The organism is Streptomyces sp. NBC_01465 (genome assembly GCF_036227325.1).
In the GTDB taxonomy this organism is placed as follows: domain Bacteria; phylum Actinomycetota; class Actinomycetes; order Streptomycetales; family Streptomycetaceae; genus Streptomyces.
In genome coordinates, this window is sequence record NZ_CP109467.1 from 6,788,994 (window position 1) to 6,806,333 (window position 17,340).

The window sequence follows — 17,340 nt, forward strand, 5'->3', positions numbered from 1 at the left end:
CGTGGACGAAGTGGTCGCCGGTGCTGTTGACCTCACGGAACATCATCCGCCGGGGGTCCGGCTCCGCAGAGTGGGAACGTCGCGTTCCGGCGAGCCGCTGTGGCTGCTCTCCGTGGGGCGCGGGAGCAGAAACGTACTGATCGTCGCCGGACCGCACGCCAACGAACCCGTCGGCGGCGGGACCGTCCTCAGCCTCGCCCGGCGGGCCGCCGCCGACCCCCGGCTCTGCGAGGGGGCGGACACCACCTGGAACTTCCTGCTCTGCCTGGACCCCGACGGAGCCCGCCTCAACACGGGCTGGCAGTCGGGTCCGTACCGACTCGCCCACTACTACCGGGAGTTCTACCGTCCCGGCTTCGCCGCACAGCCCGAGTGGCTCCCCGAGGAGGAGGCCGGCGCCGAGCGGCTTCCGGAGACCCTCGCGCTGCTCGCCGTCCAGGACGAACTGAAGCCCTACCTCCAGTGCTCGCTGCACGGCGTCGAGGTCGGCGGCGGGTTCGTGGAGGTGACGCGGCCGCTCGAAAGGCTGCCGGAGCGGGTCGCGCGGGCCGCCCGCGCGCTGCGGGTGCCGCTGGAAGTGGGGCCGTACGACGCCCTGTACTGGCCCGCGCTCGGCCCGGGGGTCTTCGAGATACCCCCGCCCAAGCAGGGCGACCAGTTCGCCGCCATCACCGAGGCCGCGGTCGAGTCCACCTGGTTCCATCCGCAGCCCTACGGCACCGTCACCGCCGTCGTCGAGTCGCCGATGTGGGGTGTCGACTCCGTCGCCGACGGGTCGCTCCACCCCGATCCGCGGCCCGAACTCCTCGCGATCAGCGACGGGTTGCGGGAGCGGGCGTTCCGGCTGGGGGAGCTGCTCGATCGCGTACGGCCCGAACTGGCGGCCCTCGGCGGGCAGTTGCTCGCTCCCGCCGAGGAGTACGTCGCGATCTCGCCCGCGCTCGCCGACGCCTGGCACCCCGATGCGGCCCTGAGCGAGCCGAGCCGGATGCCGCCGCTGACCCGGGCCCATGTGACGGCGCTGCGGATCTCGGCGCGGCGGCTGATGCTCCGCCCGGCCGGGCTGCTGATCCGGGCGCTCGGCGCGGTGCCCGCGGGCCGCCACCAGGACGTACGGGACGCCCTCGCCGCGTCGATCGCCCAGGGGTGCACCGAGTACGAGGACGAGTGCGGCGCCCGCTGGATCCCCGTAGGAGATCAGGTGGAGTTCCAGTCGAGGGTGGTCCTCGCCGCCTTCGAGGCGCTGGCGCCGCTGCGGCCGTTCACTGCTGGTGCAGCCCCCGCCCCGCCAAGCTGAGGAAGGTCTCGCCGACCGCCTCGGAGAGGGTCGGGTGGGCGTGGATGTGGCGGGCGACGTCGGCGGGTTCGGCGTCCCAGCCGACGATCAGCTGGCTCTCGGCGATCATCTCGGAGACGTTCGGTCCGACGAGATGCACGCCGAGGACCTGCCCGCCGCGCTCCGCGACGACCTTCACGACCCCGCCCTGCCCGTGCACCATGCCCTTCGCGACGGCGGTCAGCGGCATGGTGTTGACGACCACGTCGTGGTCCCGGTTGCGGGCCTCCGCCTCGGTCAGGCCGACCGAGGCGGTCTGCGGCGAGGAGTACGTGACCCGGGGCACGGCCGCGTAGTCGACGGGCGGTGACGGTACTCCGGCCAGGGTCTCGGCCACCAACAGGCCCTCCGCGAACGAGGCGTGGGCCAGCCCGAGCGACGGCGGCGGCAGAAGATCGCCGACCACGTGGATGCCGGGCACGGCGGTCTCCAGCCGCGACCAGTCGGCGGGGGCGACGAAACCGCGCTCGTCGGTGGTGAGCCCGGCCGCGGCGAGGTTCAGCCCGTCGGTGACCGGGGTGCGGCCGACCGCGACCAGGATCCGGTCCGCCTCGATCGTGAGCACCTCGCCGCGCGCGGTACGGACCGTGGCGCGGATCCCGTCGGGGAGGAGCGCGGTGGACTCCAGACGGGCGCCGGTGCGGATGTCGATGCCGCGCTTCTTCAGACCGCGGGTCAAGTGGCGGGAGACGTCGGCGTCTTCGAGCGGTACGAGCCGCTCCGCCGCCTCGACCAGGGTGACATCGGCGCCCATCGACCGGTGGAAGGAGGCGTACTCGACGCCGATCGCGCCCCCGCCCAGGACCAGGACCGAGCCGGGCAGCCCGGGGGCGAAGAGCGCGTCGTCGCTCGTGACGACGCGGCGCCCGTCGGGGACCAGGCCCGGCAGCGTACGGGGGCGCGATCCGGTGGCCAGGACGATGCCGCGGCGCGCGGTGAAGGAGCCGGCGCCCTCGATCCGCACCGTACGGGCGTCGGTCAACTCGGCGCTCCCGCTGAGGACGTGGACCCCGGCGTGCGAGAGGTGGCTCTCCACGCCCTTGTGGTTGCGGGAGACGATGTCGTCACGGGTGGCGACCAGCGCGGGCCAGTCCACCGAGTCCAGCGTCGCCTTCACACCCCAGCGCTCGCGCGCCTCCGCGATGCCGTCGACGAGTTCGGCGGCGTGCAGCATCGCCTTGCTGGGGATGCAGCCGCGGTGCAGGCAGGTGCCGCCCACCTTGTCGCGCTCGGCGAGGACGACGTCGAGGCCGAGGGCCGCGGCGCGCAGGGCGGTGGAGTAGCCGCCGGTGCCGCCACCGATGACGATCACGTCTGTCACCTGGGGTGTTGCTGTGCTTGTTGTCATGGCTCCCACCCTCCGCCCGACGCTTGCCATGCGTCCAAGGCAATGTTCTTGTGGAAGCGATGCACAGTCTTTATGGGGGAGCGGGGAGAGCCGGCCATGAGCAGTCTGCGGCAGATGGAGTACTTCGTCACGGTTGTGGAGGAATCGTCCTTCACCCGCGCCTCGGAGATCCTGCACGTCACCCAGCCCGCACTCTCCCACCAGATCAAGGCACTTGAGCGGTCGGTGGGCGGCGAACTCCTGGAACGGATGCCGCGCGGGGTGCGGCTCACCGCGATGGGCCGCGCCTACCTCCCGCACGCCGAGCGCGCCGTACGCAGCGCCGCCCAGGCCCAGCGGGCGGCCCGCGCGGCCGCGGGGGCGGAGGGCGGCGAGCTGCACATCGCGACGGTGCACGCGCTCGCCGTCGGGGTGCTCCCCGAGGTCTTCGCCCGCTGGCAGCGCGAGCACCCGGGCGTCGCCCTGGTCCTGCACGAGTACGGCACGACCGAGGCACTGGAGGAGGCGATCGAGCGCGGCACGGCGGATCTCGCGGTCGGTCCGCTGCCCGCGGACTGGCAGGGCCCCGTCGTCCCGCTCGGCGACGAGGAGATCGTGATCGTGGCCCCCTTCGACGACCGCCTCGCGGGCCGGTCGTCGGTCCGCCTGGAGGAGCTCTCCGACCACATCTGGATCAGGTGCGCGATGGAACCGGTCGTCCACGGGCAGCCGCTCCTGGACTGGGCCTGCGCCAAGGCGGGCTTCCTGCCCCGTACGGCGGTCCGCACCGAGCACACGTCGACGGCGGTACGGATGGCCGCCGCCGGCGTCGGCATCGTCTGCGCGCCCCTGCAGGTCGTACGGGGAGCGCTCGGCGAGGACTGCGTGGCCCTGCCCCTGGAACCGGGATGGCGGCGCGCCCTGGCCGTCTTCTCGCGGGTGGAGCTGACGGGTGCGGCGGAGGCCTTCGCGGAGCTGCTGCGGGAGGCGCAGCCGTCACCCGTACGGCCGCACGACGACTGCGAAGGGGCCCGACCGGTGGTCGCCTAGAAGGTACCCGCGCCGTCGTCCGGCGCCCCGGCCCCGGGAGCAACCTGCATGGTCACGGACCGGACCACGCGACCGCCCGGGCTCTTCGACGCCGGGCTCGACCGCGATCCGTACCCCGTCTACCGCCTCCTGCGCGAGCAGCATCCCCTCTTCCGGGACGTGCGGCTCGGGGTCTGGGTGGTGAGCCGGTACGCCGACGTGGCCGCCGCCCTCACCGATCCGCGCCTCGTGCGCGGGCGGTCCAGCCGGTGCTGCGAGCCCGGTGACCCGACCTGCGCCGGAGCGTCGTCGCCCGGCGGGCAGCGGGAGATCGCCGAGCGGACCGCCTATGTGCTGGCCGCGCGGCTGGGCGGGCGCAGGGATGCCGATCTGGTGGGCGAGTTCTGCCGGTGGCTGCCCGCCGGGGTGCTCGCCACGGCCTCGCGGCTGCCGTACGAGGACTTCGCCCGGCTGCGGGTCGCCACCACCGAGCGCGCGCTGGCCTCGCTCCTCGCCAACCTCCTCGACCACCCGGCCCAGCTCGCCGCCGTACGCGCCGCACCCGGGCTGATCCCGCGCGCCTGGGCGGAGTCGCTGCGCCGCAATCCGCCCGTCCACGTCCTGGTGCGCACGGCGGTGCGCGACGTCCCGCTGGCCGGCGGGACCGTGCCCGCCGGGGCGACCCTCGCCTGCCTCGTCGGGGCGGCCGGGCGCGACCCCGACCGGTTCGCGAACCCCGACCGCTTCGACCTCCACCGGTCCGACACCGGGCAGCTCACCGCGGACTGCCCGGCCGCGCTCCAGGCGCAGTACGGGGTGCGCGCCCTCCTCGACGCCATGCCGGGGCTCCGCTACGTCGACGGGTTCCGGCCTGTCGAGACGGGGCTGTTCACGCGCTCACCCCGGAGTCTGCTCGTACGGCCCGAGTGAGCAGCGCCACCGGGCGCAGGGCGAACAGATCTGTCAGGCGGACCAGGCCGGTGAACTCCCTTTCAGGGGCGAGGAGATCGGTCCACGCCCCCTCGGGCAGCGGCAGCTCCGTGTCCCCCCAGCCGCCCGCCTCCGCCAGACGGAGAGAGAGGCGGGTCACCGCCGTGATCGCCTCGCCCGAGCGGCTGAAGGCCAGGCAGTGGTCGGCCGTCGGGCCGGTCGCCGTGAGCGGGGTGTACGTGCCCGACTCCCCGAAAACGTCCGGGAGTTGGCGGCGCAGCCGCAGTGCCGCCGTCGTCAGGGCCAGCTTCTCGTCCGTGGGATCGGCAGGGCGGAAAGGGTCCCTGTTGTCCGGGTCGACCAGGGCGATGTACGTCCCCTCGGAGCCCTGGTAGACGTCCGGCACACCCGGCATCGTCAGGTGCACCAGCGCCGCACCGAGCGCGTTGGCCCGTACGTACGGATCGAGACCCTGCGAGAACTCCGCGAGCGCCGCGTGCGGCGGCCCGCACGGCCCCGCCGCCACGAAGGCCGCCACCGCCTCCTCGTACACCGGGTCCTGCTCGGTCCAGCTGGTGTGCAGCCCCGCCTCCCGTACGGACTTGAGCAGCGCGGGCTCCAGCCGCCCCCGGTCGGGCAGCCCGAACCCGAACGCGGTCTGCCAGGCCGTCCACGCCAGCTGCGGGTCGGGGGCCGGGGTGGCGTTCAGCCGGGTCAGCAACTCGCCCCACAGGGACGGGCATTCGGTGAGGACCGCGATCCTGGCCCGTACGTCCGCACTGCGCTTGGTGTCGTGCGTCGTCAGCACCGTCCCGGTGCCAGGCCAGTCGCGCGCGATCCGCGCACAGAAGGCGTGGAACGCCTCGGGGGAGACGGCGGGGCTCCCGGGGTCGCCACCCACCTCGGCGGCCGACAGGAGCGGCGCGTACCGGTAGAAGGCCGTGTCCTCCACGGACTTGGCGCGCAGCGCGGACGCCGTCTGCGCGAAGCGGGCGCAGAACGCGGCCCGGTCGGGGCCCTCGCCCAGCGCGCCGAGCGCCAGATCGCGCACCACGGACAGCGCCTCGGCCTCCTCGGGCACGGTGAACGCCGCCGCGGCCCGGGCGAGCGCCTCCGGGGGGAGCGCCGGGCTGGTCCGGTCGGGGTGGCTGCCCGGGGTGACGTAGGGGCGGTAGACCGGGACCCGTACGAGCAACTCGCGCAGGGCGATGCGCAGCGCCCACGGGGCGTGGTCGCGCAGGGCGGGATCGGCCGCGCAGACGCGCGCCGCCGTACGGACCAGGAACTCGGTCTCGGCGGCCAGCTCATGGGTGAGGACCTTGTACGCGGCCCGGCGCACCGTGGCCTCCCAGTAGCCGCCGCGGTCGCCGGTCAGTCCGGTGAACTCGCGGTACTGGTGGGCCAGTTCGCCCGTACCCTGCGGATCGGTGAACAGCCCGTCGATCTGGTGCAGTGCGTCGTATCCGGTCGTCCCCGCGACCGCCCACTCCGCCTGGAGGTGCTCGTCGCCCGTGAGGATCTTCTCCACGACCGTCCAGCTGCTCCCGGTGGCCTCGCTCAGCCGGCGCAGATAGGTCCCCGGGTCGGCGAGACCGTCGGGGTGGTCGATGCGCAGGCCGTCGGCGACGCCGTCCCGTAAGAGCTCCAGGATCTTGGTGTGGGTGGCGCGGAAGACCTCCGGGTCGTCGACTCGGACCCCGATCAGATCCGAAATGGTGAAGAAGCGGCGGTAGTTGAGCTCGGTGCGGGCCAGGCGCCACCAGGCGAGGCGGTAGTACTGGGCGTCGAGCAGCTCGGGCAGCGGAAGGTCCGCTGTGCCCTCACGGATCGGGAACGCCTGGTCGTAGTAGTGGAGTTGGTTGCCCTCGACGCTCAACTGCTCCCATTCGACGCCCAGTCGGTGACCGAGGACCGGCAGCAGGATCCGCCCGCCGCCGCCCTCCCAGTCGATGTCGAACCAGCGGGCGTACGGGGAGGCGGGACCCTCGCGCAGGACCTCCCACAGCGGTGTGTTGAAGCGGGGGGCTGCGGCCATGTGGTTCGGGACGATGTCCAGGACGAGGCGCAGGCCGTGCGCGCGGGCGGTGCGGGCGAGCGAGCGCAGACCGTCCTCGCCGCCCAGCTCCTCCCGTACGCGGGTGGGATCGACGACGTCGTAACCGTGCGTGGAGCCGGGGACGGACTCCAGGACCGGCGAGAGATGGAGGTGGGAGACACCGAGTGCGGCCAGGTACGGCACGGCCTTCTCGGCGGCCGAGAAGGGGAACTCCGGCTGCAGCTGCAGCCGGTAGGTGGCGGTGGGCGTCATGGCTTCGTACGTACCCTATGCGGGCCGTTGCAGCACCGTCAGACTCCTCCCGATCAGTGTGACCCGGTCGCCCGCCCCCACCTTGGGGCCCGTCCCGGGCGGCACACCGTCCTGGCGGGCGGTGTCGACCACCACCTGCCACTGCCTGCCGTGGTCCTCGGGGACCGCGAAGTCGATGTCCTCCGCGCTCGCGTTGAACATCAGCAGGAAGGAGTCGTCGGAGATCCGCTCGCCCCTGGTCCCCGGCTCGGAGATCGCGTTGCCGTTGAGGAAGACCGTGAGGGCCTTGGCGCTGGAGGACTGCCAGTCGCGCTGGGTCATCTCCTCGCCCTCGGGGGTGAACCAGGCGATGTCGGAGAGCTCGTCGTGCGTGCCCTCCACCGGGCGCCCGTGGAAGAAGCGGCGGCGGCGGAAGACGGGGTGGTCGCGGCGCAGGGCGACCATCGCGCGGGTGAAGTCGAGGAGAGTGGTGTCCGAAGTGTCGCTCTCCTCGGGCCAGTTGACCCAGGACAGGTCGCTGTCCTGGCAGTAGGCGTTGTTGTTGCCGCGCTGGGTACGGGCGAACTCGTCGCCGTGCGAGAGCATCGGGACGCCCTGCGACAGCATCAGCGTCGCGATGAAGTTCCGCATCTGCCGGGCGCGCAGCTCCAGGATGCCCGGATCGGTGGTCTCGCCCTCCGCGCCGCAGTTCCAGGAGCGGTTGTGGCTCTCGCCGTCCTGGTTGGACTCGCCGTTCGCGTCGTTGTGCTTGCTGTTGTACGCGACCAGGTCGTGCAGGGTGAACCCGTCGTGGCAGGTGAAGAAGTTGATCGAGGCGAGCGGCCGGCGGCCGTCGTCCTGGTAGAGGTCGGAGGAGCCGGTGAGGCGGCCCGCGAACTCCGCGAGCGTGCGCGGCTCGCCGCGCCACATGTCCCGTACGGTGTCGCGGTACTTGCCGTTCCACTCGGTCCACAGCGGCGGGAAGTTCCCCACCTGGTAGCCGCCCTCGCCGACGTCCCACGGCTCCGCGATCAGCTTGACCTGGCTGACGACCGGGTCCTGCTGCACCAGGTCGAAGAAGGACGAGAGCCGGTCCACCTCGTGGAACTGGCGGGCCAGGGTCGCCGCGAGGTCGAAGCGGAAGCCGTCGACGTGCATCTCGGTGACCCAGTACCGCAGCGAGTCCATGATCATCTGAAGGACGTGCGGGGAGCGCATGAGGAGCGAGTTGCCGGTGCCCGTCGTGTCCATGTAGTGGCGCGGGTCGTCCTCCACCAGACGGTAGTACTGGGCGTTGTCCAGCCCGCGGAAGGAGAGCGTCGGCCCCAGGTGGTTGCCCTCGGCCGTGTGGTTGTAGACGACGTCGAGGATCACCTCGATGCCGGCCTCGTGCAGGGCGCGCACGGCCTGCTTGAACTCCAGGACCTGCTCGCCGCGGTCGCCCCAGGAGGCATAGGTGTTGTGCGGGGCGAAGAAGCCGATGGTGTTGTAGCCCCAGTAGTTGGCGAGCCCCGCGTCCGCCAGCCGGTGGTCGTTGACGAACTGGTGGACCGGCATCAGCTCCAGGGCCGTCACCCCCAGCTCCGTCAGATGCTCGATGACCGCGGGGTGGGCGAGCGCCGCGTACGTCCCGCGCATCTCCTCGGGGAGGCCGGGGTGGAGCATCGTGAGGCCCTTGACGTGCGCCTCGTAGAACACCGTCTCGTGGTACGGGGTGCGCGGCAGCCGGTCGTCGCCCCAGTCGAAGTAGGGGTTGACCACCACCGAGGCCATGGTGTGCGGCGCGGAGTCGAGGTCGTTGCGCGTCTCCGGCTTGCCGAAGTGGTAGCCGTACACCGCCTCGCCCCACTCGACCTCACCGCTCACGGCCTTGGCGTACGGATCGAGGAGCAGCTTCGCCGAGTTGCAGCGCTGCCCCTGGTCCGGTTCGTACGGGCCGTGCACACGGAAGCCGTACCGCTGACCGGGCATGATGCCGGGCAGATAGGCATGGCGTACGAAGGCGTCGGTCTCGCGCAGCTCGACCGCTGTCTCTGAGCCGTCGTCGTGCAGCAAGCACAACTCGACCCGGTCGGCGGCCTCCGAATAGACCGCGAAGTTGGTCCCGGCGCCGTCGTACGTGGCCCCGAGCGGATACGTCTGTCCCGGCCAGACCTGCATGACAGAAGACTCTTCCACATCTGCCCCTCCGAAACGCATCCGCTATGAATCAGCTCACTCCGGGCGATCTTGTGCTGGGGGAACCCGCGCGCGTTGTACGGAAGTTGGGAAAGGACCCTGTGCATCCGGCTGCACCGCGTCCCGCTCCCGGAGTAGTCTTCCTTGATCTTGCAGGGGGACGGAAAGGCGGTACGCGGGTGGGCTCGGGTGGGCTTGAGCTACCCCCAGGTGACCCAGGTCACGAGGGGGGCTCGGCGGACGGTCCGCCCGGTGCGGTTTCCCTTGCGCGGCCGATGGAGATCGGGGTGGAGCTGGACTGGGGCGCGGACGCCTGGAGCGAGGTGCGTACGCGCGCTCAACGGGCTGGACGGGCCTACATCTGGCTGAACCTGGTGGAACAGCGGCTGCGCGCCGTCGTGGCCGCCGTGCTCCGTCCCATCTACGAACCGGTGCACGGCGACGACTGGGTGATCGCGGCAGCCGGGCCGGCCGGACAGGAGTGGGTCCAGCGCGCCGTCGCGGTCCGCGAGGTGTCCCGCCGCAAGGGCTATCTGCTCGACCCCGCCGACGACAACGTCCTCTCCTTCCTCACCCTGCCCCAGCTGCGCGAACTGATGGTGGCGCACTGGCCGTGCTTCGAGCCGTACTTCGACGACCGGCGCGACGTCGAACTGGCCCTGGACGAGCTCGAGGTCACCCGTAACGTCGTCTCCCGCAACCGCGCCCTCTCCGAAGCCGTCCTGGGCCAGGCCGAGCGCGCCTCGTCCCGGCTGCTCGACATACTCGGCTCGGGATCGGGTGCGCCCTCCGTGGACCGGCTGCCGATCGACGCGGTCGAGGACCTCGTTGGGGACCGGTACGCGGACGTCATCGGCGTCCACCCCGACCGGGTGCGCCTCCAGCGGCAGTTGCCCGCCGAGGACCTCTTCGGCGGCGCACGCCGTGTCGACGCGATCGGGATAGGCCTGAACCTCCTGGTGCAGAACTTCTCCGGGAGGCGCCTCGTCAGGCTGGCCGAGTCCGGATGCCGGGTCCGGCTCCTCTTCCTCAACCCGGCGAGCAGTGCGGTCAAGCGCAGAGAGCGTGAACTCGGCCTGAAGAAGGGCGAACTGAGCCGCTCCGTGGAGATGAACATCCTCCACATGCGCCGCGTCCGCGCCCGGCTCCGCGACCCGGGCGCCTTCGAGATCCATGTCTTCGACGAGACGCCGCGCTTCACCGCCTATCTGGTCGACGGGGACGGCTCGGACGGGCTCGCGGTGGTCCAGACGTATCTGCGCAGGACGCGCGGCATGGAGGCGCCGGTGCTGGTGCTGCGGGGCGGCGGCCGGAGTGTGGTGAAGGCGGGGGCCGACACCGAGCACGGGCTCTTCGAGACGTACCGCGAGGAGTTCGAGTCGGTCTGGACGGATTCGCGTCCGGTCTCCTGACCTTCCTGTCACCTCAATCCCCTTGACCTCAACCCCGCTTGAGCCCTGAGGGTGGGCCGATGACCTCCGTACGGACCGCCCGGCTGCTGCCCCGGGCCTATCGGCCGCTCTTCGGCCACACCGAGTTCCGGCGGTTCCTGCCCGCGCTCGTCGTCTCCGACCTCGGGGACGGCATGAGCATCGTCGCCGTTTCCTGGCTGGCGATCGCGATCGCCCCTGCCTCCCACGCAGGCCTCTATCTGGGCGCCGCGGTCGCCGCGTACGCACTGCCGGGAGCCGTCGGCGCGCTCGCCTTCGGACGGCTGCTGCGCCGGGTGCCCGCCCGGCGGCTGCTGGTGGTCCACAGCTGGCTGCGTGCGACGCTCCTGGGCCTCGTCCCGGTGGCCTGGGCGCTCGGGGCGCTCTCGCCCGCGCTGTACGTGGCCCTGCTCGCGGGGTCGTCGGTCCTCAGCGCCTGGGGCAGTGCGGGCAAGTACGCCCTGCTCGCGGAGATGCTTCCGCAGGAGCAGCGCCTGTCGGGCAACGCGCTGGTGAGCACCAGCAGCACCGCGTGCATCGTCCTGGGACCCGCGCTCGCCGGATTCCTCGCCACGGCGATCAGCCCGGCCTGGATCATCGGCCTCGACGCGCTCTCCTTCGCGGTCCTCGCCCTGCGCACCGGCCGGCTCCGGGGCCCGGCGCGGGAGTTGAAGGCCGGGGCGCCGGCGGACACGTCCGAATCGGCGGCCGGGCTGCGGGTCCTGCGCGGACAGCCGGAGCTGATCGCGCTCCTCGCCCTCACCTGGCTCTTCTTCTTCCTGTACGGACCGGTGGAAGTGGCCCTCCCGCTCCACGTCACCCAGGATCTGCACGCCGACTCGGGCCTGCTCGGTCTCTTCTGGGCCTTCTTCGGGTTCGGCGCGATCCTCGGCAGCCTCACCGCGGGCGCGCTGCGCCGGCTTCCCCTGTGGCCCGTCGTGCTGACCATCGTCGCGGGCTGGGGCGCGACCCTGCTGCCCTTCGGGTTCGGCGCACCGGCCGCGGTCTCGCTCGTCTTCTTCGCCGTCGGCGGTTTCGTATACGGCCCCTTCACGGCCCTCTGCTACACGCTGTTCCAGGACCGCACCCCGGCCGCCTCCCTCACCACCGTCCTCGCCTTCCGCGGTGCCGCCCTGCTCACCGCGGCCCCGGTGGGCACGGCGGTCGGCGGGCCGCTCACGGCGCTGTTCGGCGCGGGCGACGTCCTCGCGGGCTCGGGCGCGGCGACCGTACTGCTGTCCGTCGGATCCGCGATCGCGTGGACCCGCGTACGCCGCCGCGCATAGGGTCCGGGCCCATGGACTGGCAGCGCTGGCACGACGCCTACGATCAACCCGACTCCTTCCTCCACCGCAGGCTCGCCGCGGTCCGCGACCGGATCCGGCTGGCCCTGGACACCGCACCGCCGGGCCCGCTGCGCGCGGTCAGCCTCTGCGCGGGGCAGGGGCGCGACCTTCTTCCCGTACTGGCGGAGCACCCGCGGCGCGAGGACGTCAGCGCGCGGCTGGTCGAGCTGGACCCGCAGAACGTGGCGGCGGCCGCGGAGACCGTCAAGGCGGCAGGACTCCACCGGGTCGAAGTCGTCGCGGGGGACGCCTCGTTGACCGACCAGTACGCGGACATGACCCCGGCGGACCTGGTCCTGATCTGCGGGCTCTTCGGCAACATCACCCTCGCCGACATCGAGCGCACGGTCGACCACGCCACCCGGCTCTGCGCGCAGGGGGCCACCCTCGTCTGGACCCGCAACCGCAAGGCCCCCGACCGGTTCCCGCAGATCTGCGACTGGCTGGAGTCCCGGGGCTTCGAGCGCCTGTGGCTGTCCGAGCCCGACGCGGGCTTCGGCGTCGGAGCGCACCGCTTCACGGGTACGCCGCTGCCGCTCGAACGGGGGGCGAGCATGTTCACGTTCGTCGGGTACGACGTCCTCCAGGCGGGGACGGTCGGTCCGTGATCTTCGCCGATCCCCCGCGTGGGGGCGTTGTCAGTGGTGCGTGCGAAGGTGGTTGTCAACTGGGGACGCACCATGAAGGAGGGCCGCGATGAGCTGGCACCGCAAGACGCTGGTCGGTTTTGATCTGGAGACGACCGGGACCGAGCCGAGTGAGTCGCGGATCGTGACGGCCGCGGTGGTCGAGGTGCTCGACGGGAGGCTGGTGCGGCGCCTGGAGTGGCTCGCCGATCCCGGAGTGCCCATTCCGGACGAGGCCGCGGAGATCCACGGAGTCACCACCGCACGGGCGGCGGCCGAGGGGCGGCCGGTCCGCGAGGTCGCCGCGGAGATCGCCGGGGTGCTGAGGGAGTACTGGGCGCAGGGCGTGCCGGTCGTCGCGTACAACGCGGCCTTCGATCTGACGCTGCTCGACGCCGAGCTGCGGCGGCACGGCCTGGAGCCGCTGACCGGCGCCGCGCCCGTACTCGACCCGCTCACCATCGACCGGGCCGTCGACAAGTACCGCAGGGGCAAGCGGACCCTGGAGGCGAGCTGCGCCGAGTACGGGGTGGTGCTGGACGGGGCGCACGAGGCGGGGGCCGACGCCCTGGCCGCGGTGCGGGTGGCCGTCGCCATAGCCGAGCGGCACCGCCAGGTGGGCGCGACCGACCTCGCGGAGCTGCACCGGCAGCAGGTGGGGTGGTACGCGGACTGGGCCACGGACTTCCAGGCGTTCCTGCGGCGCAAGGGGAACGCGGACGCGGTGATCCCCGCCGACTGGCCGCTGCGCGAGGCGAGTTCGGTCCCGCGCTGACCCCGGCGCCCTGTCAGAACGGGTGCCAGCGGACCTCCGGGGCGTTGTCCCGGAGGGAGGCGACCCTCCGGCGGAACTCCGCGAGGGCCTTGGGGTTGGTCGGGGCGTGCTGGGCGACCCAGGCGCAGCTCGCCGTCTCGCGGGCGCCGCGCAGGACCGCGCAGCCGTCCCACTCGGTCACGTCCCAGCCGTAGGCGGAGGTGAAGGCCGCGTAGGAGTCGGAGGGCAGTCCGTAGCGGTCGCGGGAGAGCGCCATCACCACCAGGTCGTGCTCGCGGAAGTCCGAGGAGAACGTCTCCAGGTCGACCAGGACCGGACCCGACGGGGCGATGTGGACGTTGCGGGGGAGCGCGTCGCCGTGGATCGGGCCCTGCGGGAGGTGGGGTGTGAGGGCCGCCGCGGCCTCGGCGAAGCCGTCGCGGCGGGCGCGCAGGTAGGCGGCGTCCGCCGGGTCGACCGCGTCGCCGGCCAGGCGCAGCCAGCGCTCGACGCCGCCGAGCAGTTCGCGGCGGGGAAGGGCGAAGGAGGGGGCGGGGAGTGCGTGGATCAGGCGCAGGAGGGCGGCCAGATCGGCGGGTTCGGCCGGGCGTACCGCATCGGGGAGGCGGTGCCAGAGGGTGACGGGGTGGCCGTCGGCGAGCAGCGGCTTCGGTTCGGCCGCGCGGACCGCGGGGACGCCGGTCTCCGCCAGCCAGGCGGCGATGGCCAGTTCGCGCTCCGCGCGGGGGAGCAGCTCCGCGTCGCGGCCCACCTTGACGACCAGGCCACCGGTCGCGAAGACGGCGTTCTCGCCGAGAGCGAGCAGCTCCGCGTCCCGCTCCAGGCCTGCCGCCGCCAGTACGTCGCGTGCCCGTGACTCGTCCATCTGCTGTCTCCTGTTGATCGTGTCGGCCGGTCAAGTTTCGCATCTGTGCAGGTTGCCTTGACGAACCGACGGCCCGTCAGGACCATGGCGGGGGCCGCCGGGGCGGCCAGAACAGGATGAGCCGCCCGAAGGAGTCAAAAACGTGACATTAACGACCGCAACGGCGCGGTCCGGTACGCGCACGGGGAAGCAGCCCGATCACGGTGCCTGGTTCCTGGTGCTGCCCGCGCTGATTCCCATCCTCGTGCTGAGCGTCGGCCCGCTGCTGTACGGCATCGCGCTCGCGTTCACCGACTCCCAGTCGGGACGCACCCAGCCCACCGAGTGGGTCGGACTGCTCAACTTCCAGGACCTGCTGCACGACACCCTGTTCTGGGACTCCTTCAGGATCGGGCTGCTGTGGGCGGTCGGGGTGACCGTCCCGCAGTTCGTCCTCGCGCTCGGCCTCGCCCTCCTGCTCAACCAGAATCTGCGTTTCCGCTGGCTGGCGCGGGCGCTCGCGATCATTCCCTGGGCGATGCCCGAGGTCGTCGTCGGCATCATGTGGCGGCTCGTCTACAACCCCGACGCGGGAATCCTCAACGAGACCATCCGGAATCTGGGCCTCGGCGACGGACGCGACTGGCTCTCGGGCCTCTCCACCGCGCTCCCCGCCGTGATCCTCGTCGGCGTCTGGGCCGGGATGCCGCAGACCACCGTCGCACTGCTGGCCGGACTGCAGAACACCCCCGACGAGCTCCACGAGGCCGCGGCGATCGACGGGGCCGGAGCCTGGCGGCGGTTCCGTACCGTCACCTGGCCCGCGCTCAAACCCATCGCGCTCTCCATCACCGCGCTCAATTTCATCTGGAACTTCAATTCATTCGCGCTGGTGTACGTCCTCACCAACGGCGGACCCGGCGGACGCACCCGTCTCCCGATGCTCTTCGCCTACGAAGAGGCCTTCCGCTACGGCCAGTTCGGATACGCGGCCGCCATGGGATGTGTGATGGTCGCGGTGATCTCCGTGATCCTCGCCGTCTATCTCGTCGGCCGACTGAGGGGAGGCGAGGAGAAGTGAGCCTGCGCACCAGCAAGCCCGCCCGCGCCGGACAGTACGTGGCGCTGCTCTGCTACCTGATCTTCATCGCGTTCCCCTTCGCCTGGCTGATCTCCACGGCCTTCAAACCGCCGCGCGAGCTCGCCACGCTGCACCCCACCTGGATCCCCAAGGACCCCACCCTCCAGAACTTCCGCGACGCCTTCGACCAGCAGCCCCTGCTGCACGCCGCGCTCAACTCCCTGATCGCCGCGGTTTCCGCCGCCCTGATCGCGGTCGTCATCGCGACCCCGATGGCCTACGTCATGGCGCGGCACCGCAGCAAGCTCTCGACCGCGGCTACGGGATGGGTCGTGGTGAGCCAGGCGTTCCCGTTCGTCCTGATCATCATCCCGCTCTTCCTCATCCTGAAGAACCTCTACCTGATCAACTCCCTGCCCGGGCTGATCATGGTCTACGTGGTCTGGTCGCTGCCCTTCGCGCTCTGGATGCTCGTCGGGTACGTACGCGCCGTGCCGCCCGAGCTGGAGGAGGCCGCCGCCGTCGACGGGGCGAGCAAGCTCCGTACGCTCGTCTCGGTCACGGCGCCTCTCCTCGCGCCCGGGCTCGTCGCCACCGCGCTCTTCGCCTTCATCACCGCATGGAACGAGTTCTTCTTCGCGCTCGTCCTGCTCAAGACCCCGGAGAAGCAGACCTTGCCGGTCGTCCTCACGCACTTCCTCGGCGCGGAGGGCGTCGCCGACCTCGGGCCGCTCGCCGCGGCCGCGTTCCTGGCGACGATCCCCTCGCTCGTCATCTTCGCGATCATCCAGAAGCGGATCACCGGCGGAATGCTGGCAGGGGCGGTGAAGAGCTGATGCGATCACCCGAGATCACCCGGCGCCAGGCCCTCGCCGGTGCGCTCCTCACCCTGCTGCCCGCCGCGGCGGGCTGCTCGGACGACAGCAGTGGCTCCGGCGGGAAGATCACCCTCCAGTTCCAGTCGCTGGCCTGGCAGGAGGAGTCCGTCGCCGCCAACAAGGAGCTCGTCAAGGAGTGGAACGCCGCTCACCCCGACGTCCAGGTCAAGTACATCCAGGGCAGCTGGGACAGCGTCCACGACCAGCTGCTGACCTCCTTCGAGGGCGGCGAGGCCCCCGACATCATCCACGACGCATCCGACGACCTCGCGGACTTCGCGTACGGCGGCTATCTCGCCGATCTGACCCCGCTGCTGTCCGCCCGCCTCAAGTCGGACATCCCGGCGAGGAGTTGGGAGACGACGACGTTCGGCGAAGGGGTGTACGGCGTCCCCTTCCTGCAGGAGCCGCGCGTCATCATCGCCAACGCGAAGTGGCTCAAGTCCTCCGGCGTACGCATCCCGACGCCCGACAAGCCGTGGAGCTGGGAGGAGTTCCGCAGCGTCACCAAGGAGCTGAGCGGCGACGGGAAGTTCGGCGTCGCCTGGCCGCTGAAGGAGCCCGTCTCCGTCACCCTCAACCTCGGTCTCTCCGCCGGCGGCGAGCTCTTCCACCGGGGCGAGGACGGCAAGGTGACGGTCCGGTTCACCGCCGGCGACCAGGTGGTCCCCGGCACGATCCAGGCCCAGATCAACACCGACCACAGCTCACCCACCACGACGCTCGGCAGCGGCGGCTCCGACACGCTGCCCGGCTTCTTCGGCAACAAGTACGCGATGGTGCCGCTCGGCTTCTCCTACCGGCAGCAGATCGTCCAGCAGGCACCCAAGGGCTTCGAGTGGATGGTGCTGCCCGCCCCGGCGGGCAGCGCGGGCCTGGCGCAGGGAGTGAGCCCGCAGACGCTCTCCGTCTCCGAGGACTGCGAGCACAAGAAGGAGGCGATGGAGTTCGTCGAGTTCATGCTCCAGCCGCGGAACATGGTGCGCCTGGCCAAGGGCGACTGGATGCTGCCGACCGCCACCGAGGCGCTCGCCGATCCGGCGCTGCACACGGAGAAGGACGGCTGGGCGACGGGCACCGCGCTGGCCGCGTATCTGCGCCCGGCCCCCGCGCAGTCGGTGCGGGGCTATCCCGAGTGGAAGGACAAGATCGCGACCCCGGCTTTCCAGGAGTACTACAGCGGTGCGATCGACACCGCTGAGCTGGAGAAACGTCTGGTGAAGGACGGCAACCTGGTGCTCGCCCGCTACCAGCGCTGAAAATAGAGCTGGAC

General features: G+C 71.7%; 14 protein-coding genes. 10 read left to right on the forward strand and 4 right to left on the reverse strand.

Annotation, left to right across the window (positions count from 1 at the left end):
• Nucleotides 1–10: 10 nt before the first annotated feature.
• Nucleotides 11–1,297: a M14 family zinc carboxypeptidase gene (locus OG707_RS31890; protein ID WP_329128085.1), complete on the forward strand. Its 1,287-nt coding sequence runs from the start codon at nt 11–13 to the stop codon at nt 1,295–1,297.
• Here the strand turns inward: OG707_RS31890 and lpdA are convergent.
• Nucleotides 1,263–2,684, reverse strand: coding sequence for a dihydrolipoyl dehydrogenase (gene lpdA / locus OG707_RS31895; protein ID WP_329124486.1), 1,422 nt, complete (start codon nt 2,682–2,684; stop codon nt 1,263–1,265). The genes OG707_RS31890 and lpdA overlap by 35 nt on opposite strands.
• A gap of 114 nt (nt 2,685–2,798) precedes the next feature.
• Between lpdA and OG707_RS31900 the strand changes: the two genes are divergently transcribed.
• Nucleotides 2,799–3,713 carry a LysR family transcriptional regulator gene (locus OG707_RS31900; RefSeq protein WP_329128086.1) on the forward strand — a complete coding sequence of 305 codons (915 nt, stop codon included), beginning with the start codon at nt 2,799–2,801 and terminating at the stop codon, nt 3,711–3,713.
• Between the two features lie 48 nt (nt 3,714–3,761).
• Nucleotides 3,762–4,622: a cytochrome P450 gene (locus OG707_RS31905; protein WP_329124488.1), complete on the forward strand. Its 861-nt coding sequence runs from the start codon at nt 3,762–3,764 to the stop codon at nt 4,620–4,622.
• Here the strand turns inward: OG707_RS31905 and treY are convergent.
• Nucleotides 4,582–6,930 carry a malto-oligosyltrehalose synthase gene (treY, locus tag OG707_RS31910; RefSeq protein WP_329124489.1) on the reverse strand — a complete coding sequence of 783 codons (2,349 nt, stop codon included), beginning with the start codon at nt 6,928–6,930 and terminating at the stop codon, nt 4,582–4,584. The two genes, OG707_RS31905 and treY, sit on opposite strands and share 41 nt — an antisense overlap.
• A gap of 15 nt (nt 6,931–6,945) precedes the next feature.
• Entirely contained in the window at nt 6,946–9,069 is a 2,124-nt protein-coding gene (gene glgX, locus OG707_RS31915) for a glycogen debranching protein GlgX (protein WP_329124491.1), read from the reverse strand.
• Nucleotides 9,070–9,266: 197 nt separating this feature from the next.
• Here glgX and OG707_RS31920 point away from each other — a divergent pair, with 197 nt between their 5' ends.
• From OG707_RS31920 to OG707_RS31935, 4 genes are all read left to right on the forward strand, one after another.
• Complete coding sequence (locus tag OG707_RS31920; protein ID WP_329124493.1) at nt 9,267–10,499, forward strand: SAV2148 family HEPN domain-containing protein; 1,233 nt, start codon at nt 9,267–9,269, stop codon at nt 10,497–10,499.
• A 59-nt stretch (nt 10,500–10,558) separates the two neighbouring features.
• A complete protein-coding gene (locus tag OG707_RS31925; protein ID WP_329124495.1) occupies nt 10,559–11,803 on the forward strand; it encodes an MFS transporter in 1,245 nt (414 codons plus the stop codon).
• A gap of 11 nt (nt 11,804–11,814) precedes the next feature.
• The gene (locus OG707_RS31930; protein WP_329124497.1) at nt 11,815–12,471 is read left to right on the forward strand and encodes a methyltransferase; all 657 of its coding nucleotides are present in this window, start codon (nt 11,815–11,817) and stop codon (nt 12,469–12,471) included.
• Nucleotides 12,472–12,559: 88 nt separating this feature from the next.
• Nucleotides 12,560–13,264 (forward strand): 3'-5' exonuclease, encoded by a 705-nt coding sequence (locus OG707_RS31935; RefSeq protein ID WP_329124499.1) that lies wholly within the window; start codon nt 12,560–12,562, stop codon nt 13,262–13,264.
• A 13-nt stretch (nt 13,265–13,277) separates the two neighbouring features.
• Here OG707_RS31935 and OG707_RS31940 read toward each other — a convergent pair whose 3' ends face one another.
• Nucleotides 13,278–14,129, reverse strand: coding sequence for a phosphotransferase enzyme family protein (locus OG707_RS31940; RefSeq protein ID WP_329124501.1), 852 nt, complete (start codon nt 14,127–14,129; stop codon nt 13,278–13,280).
• 142 nt (nt 14,130–14,271) lie between these two features.
• On the opposite strand from OG707_RS31940, the gene OG707_RS31945 reads away from it, so the two are divergent.
• From OG707_RS31945 to OG707_RS31955, 3 genes are read left to right on the forward strand one after another with little or no spacing between them, the layout of a single operon-like run.
• Nucleotides 14,272–15,189 carry a carbohydrate ABC transporter permease gene (locus OG707_RS31945; RefSeq protein ID WP_443071424.1) on the forward strand — a complete coding sequence of 306 codons (918 nt, stop codon included), beginning with the start codon at nt 14,272–14,274 and terminating at the stop codon, nt 15,187–15,189.
• 2 nt (nt 15,190–15,191) lie between these two features.
• Nucleotides 15,192–16,025 (forward strand): carbohydrate ABC transporter permease, encoded by an 834-nt coding sequence (locus OG707_RS31950; RefSeq protein ID WP_329128090.1) that lies wholly within the window; start codon nt 15,192–15,194, stop codon nt 16,023–16,025.
• Nucleotides 16,025–17,326, forward strand: coding sequence for an ABC transporter substrate-binding protein (locus OG707_RS31955; RefSeq protein WP_329124503.1), 1,302 nt, complete (start codon nt 16,025–16,027; stop codon nt 17,324–17,326). The genes OG707_RS31950 and OG707_RS31955 overlap by 1 nt, the downstream gene beginning before the upstream one ends.
• Nucleotides 17,327–17,340 lie beyond the last annotated feature (14 nt).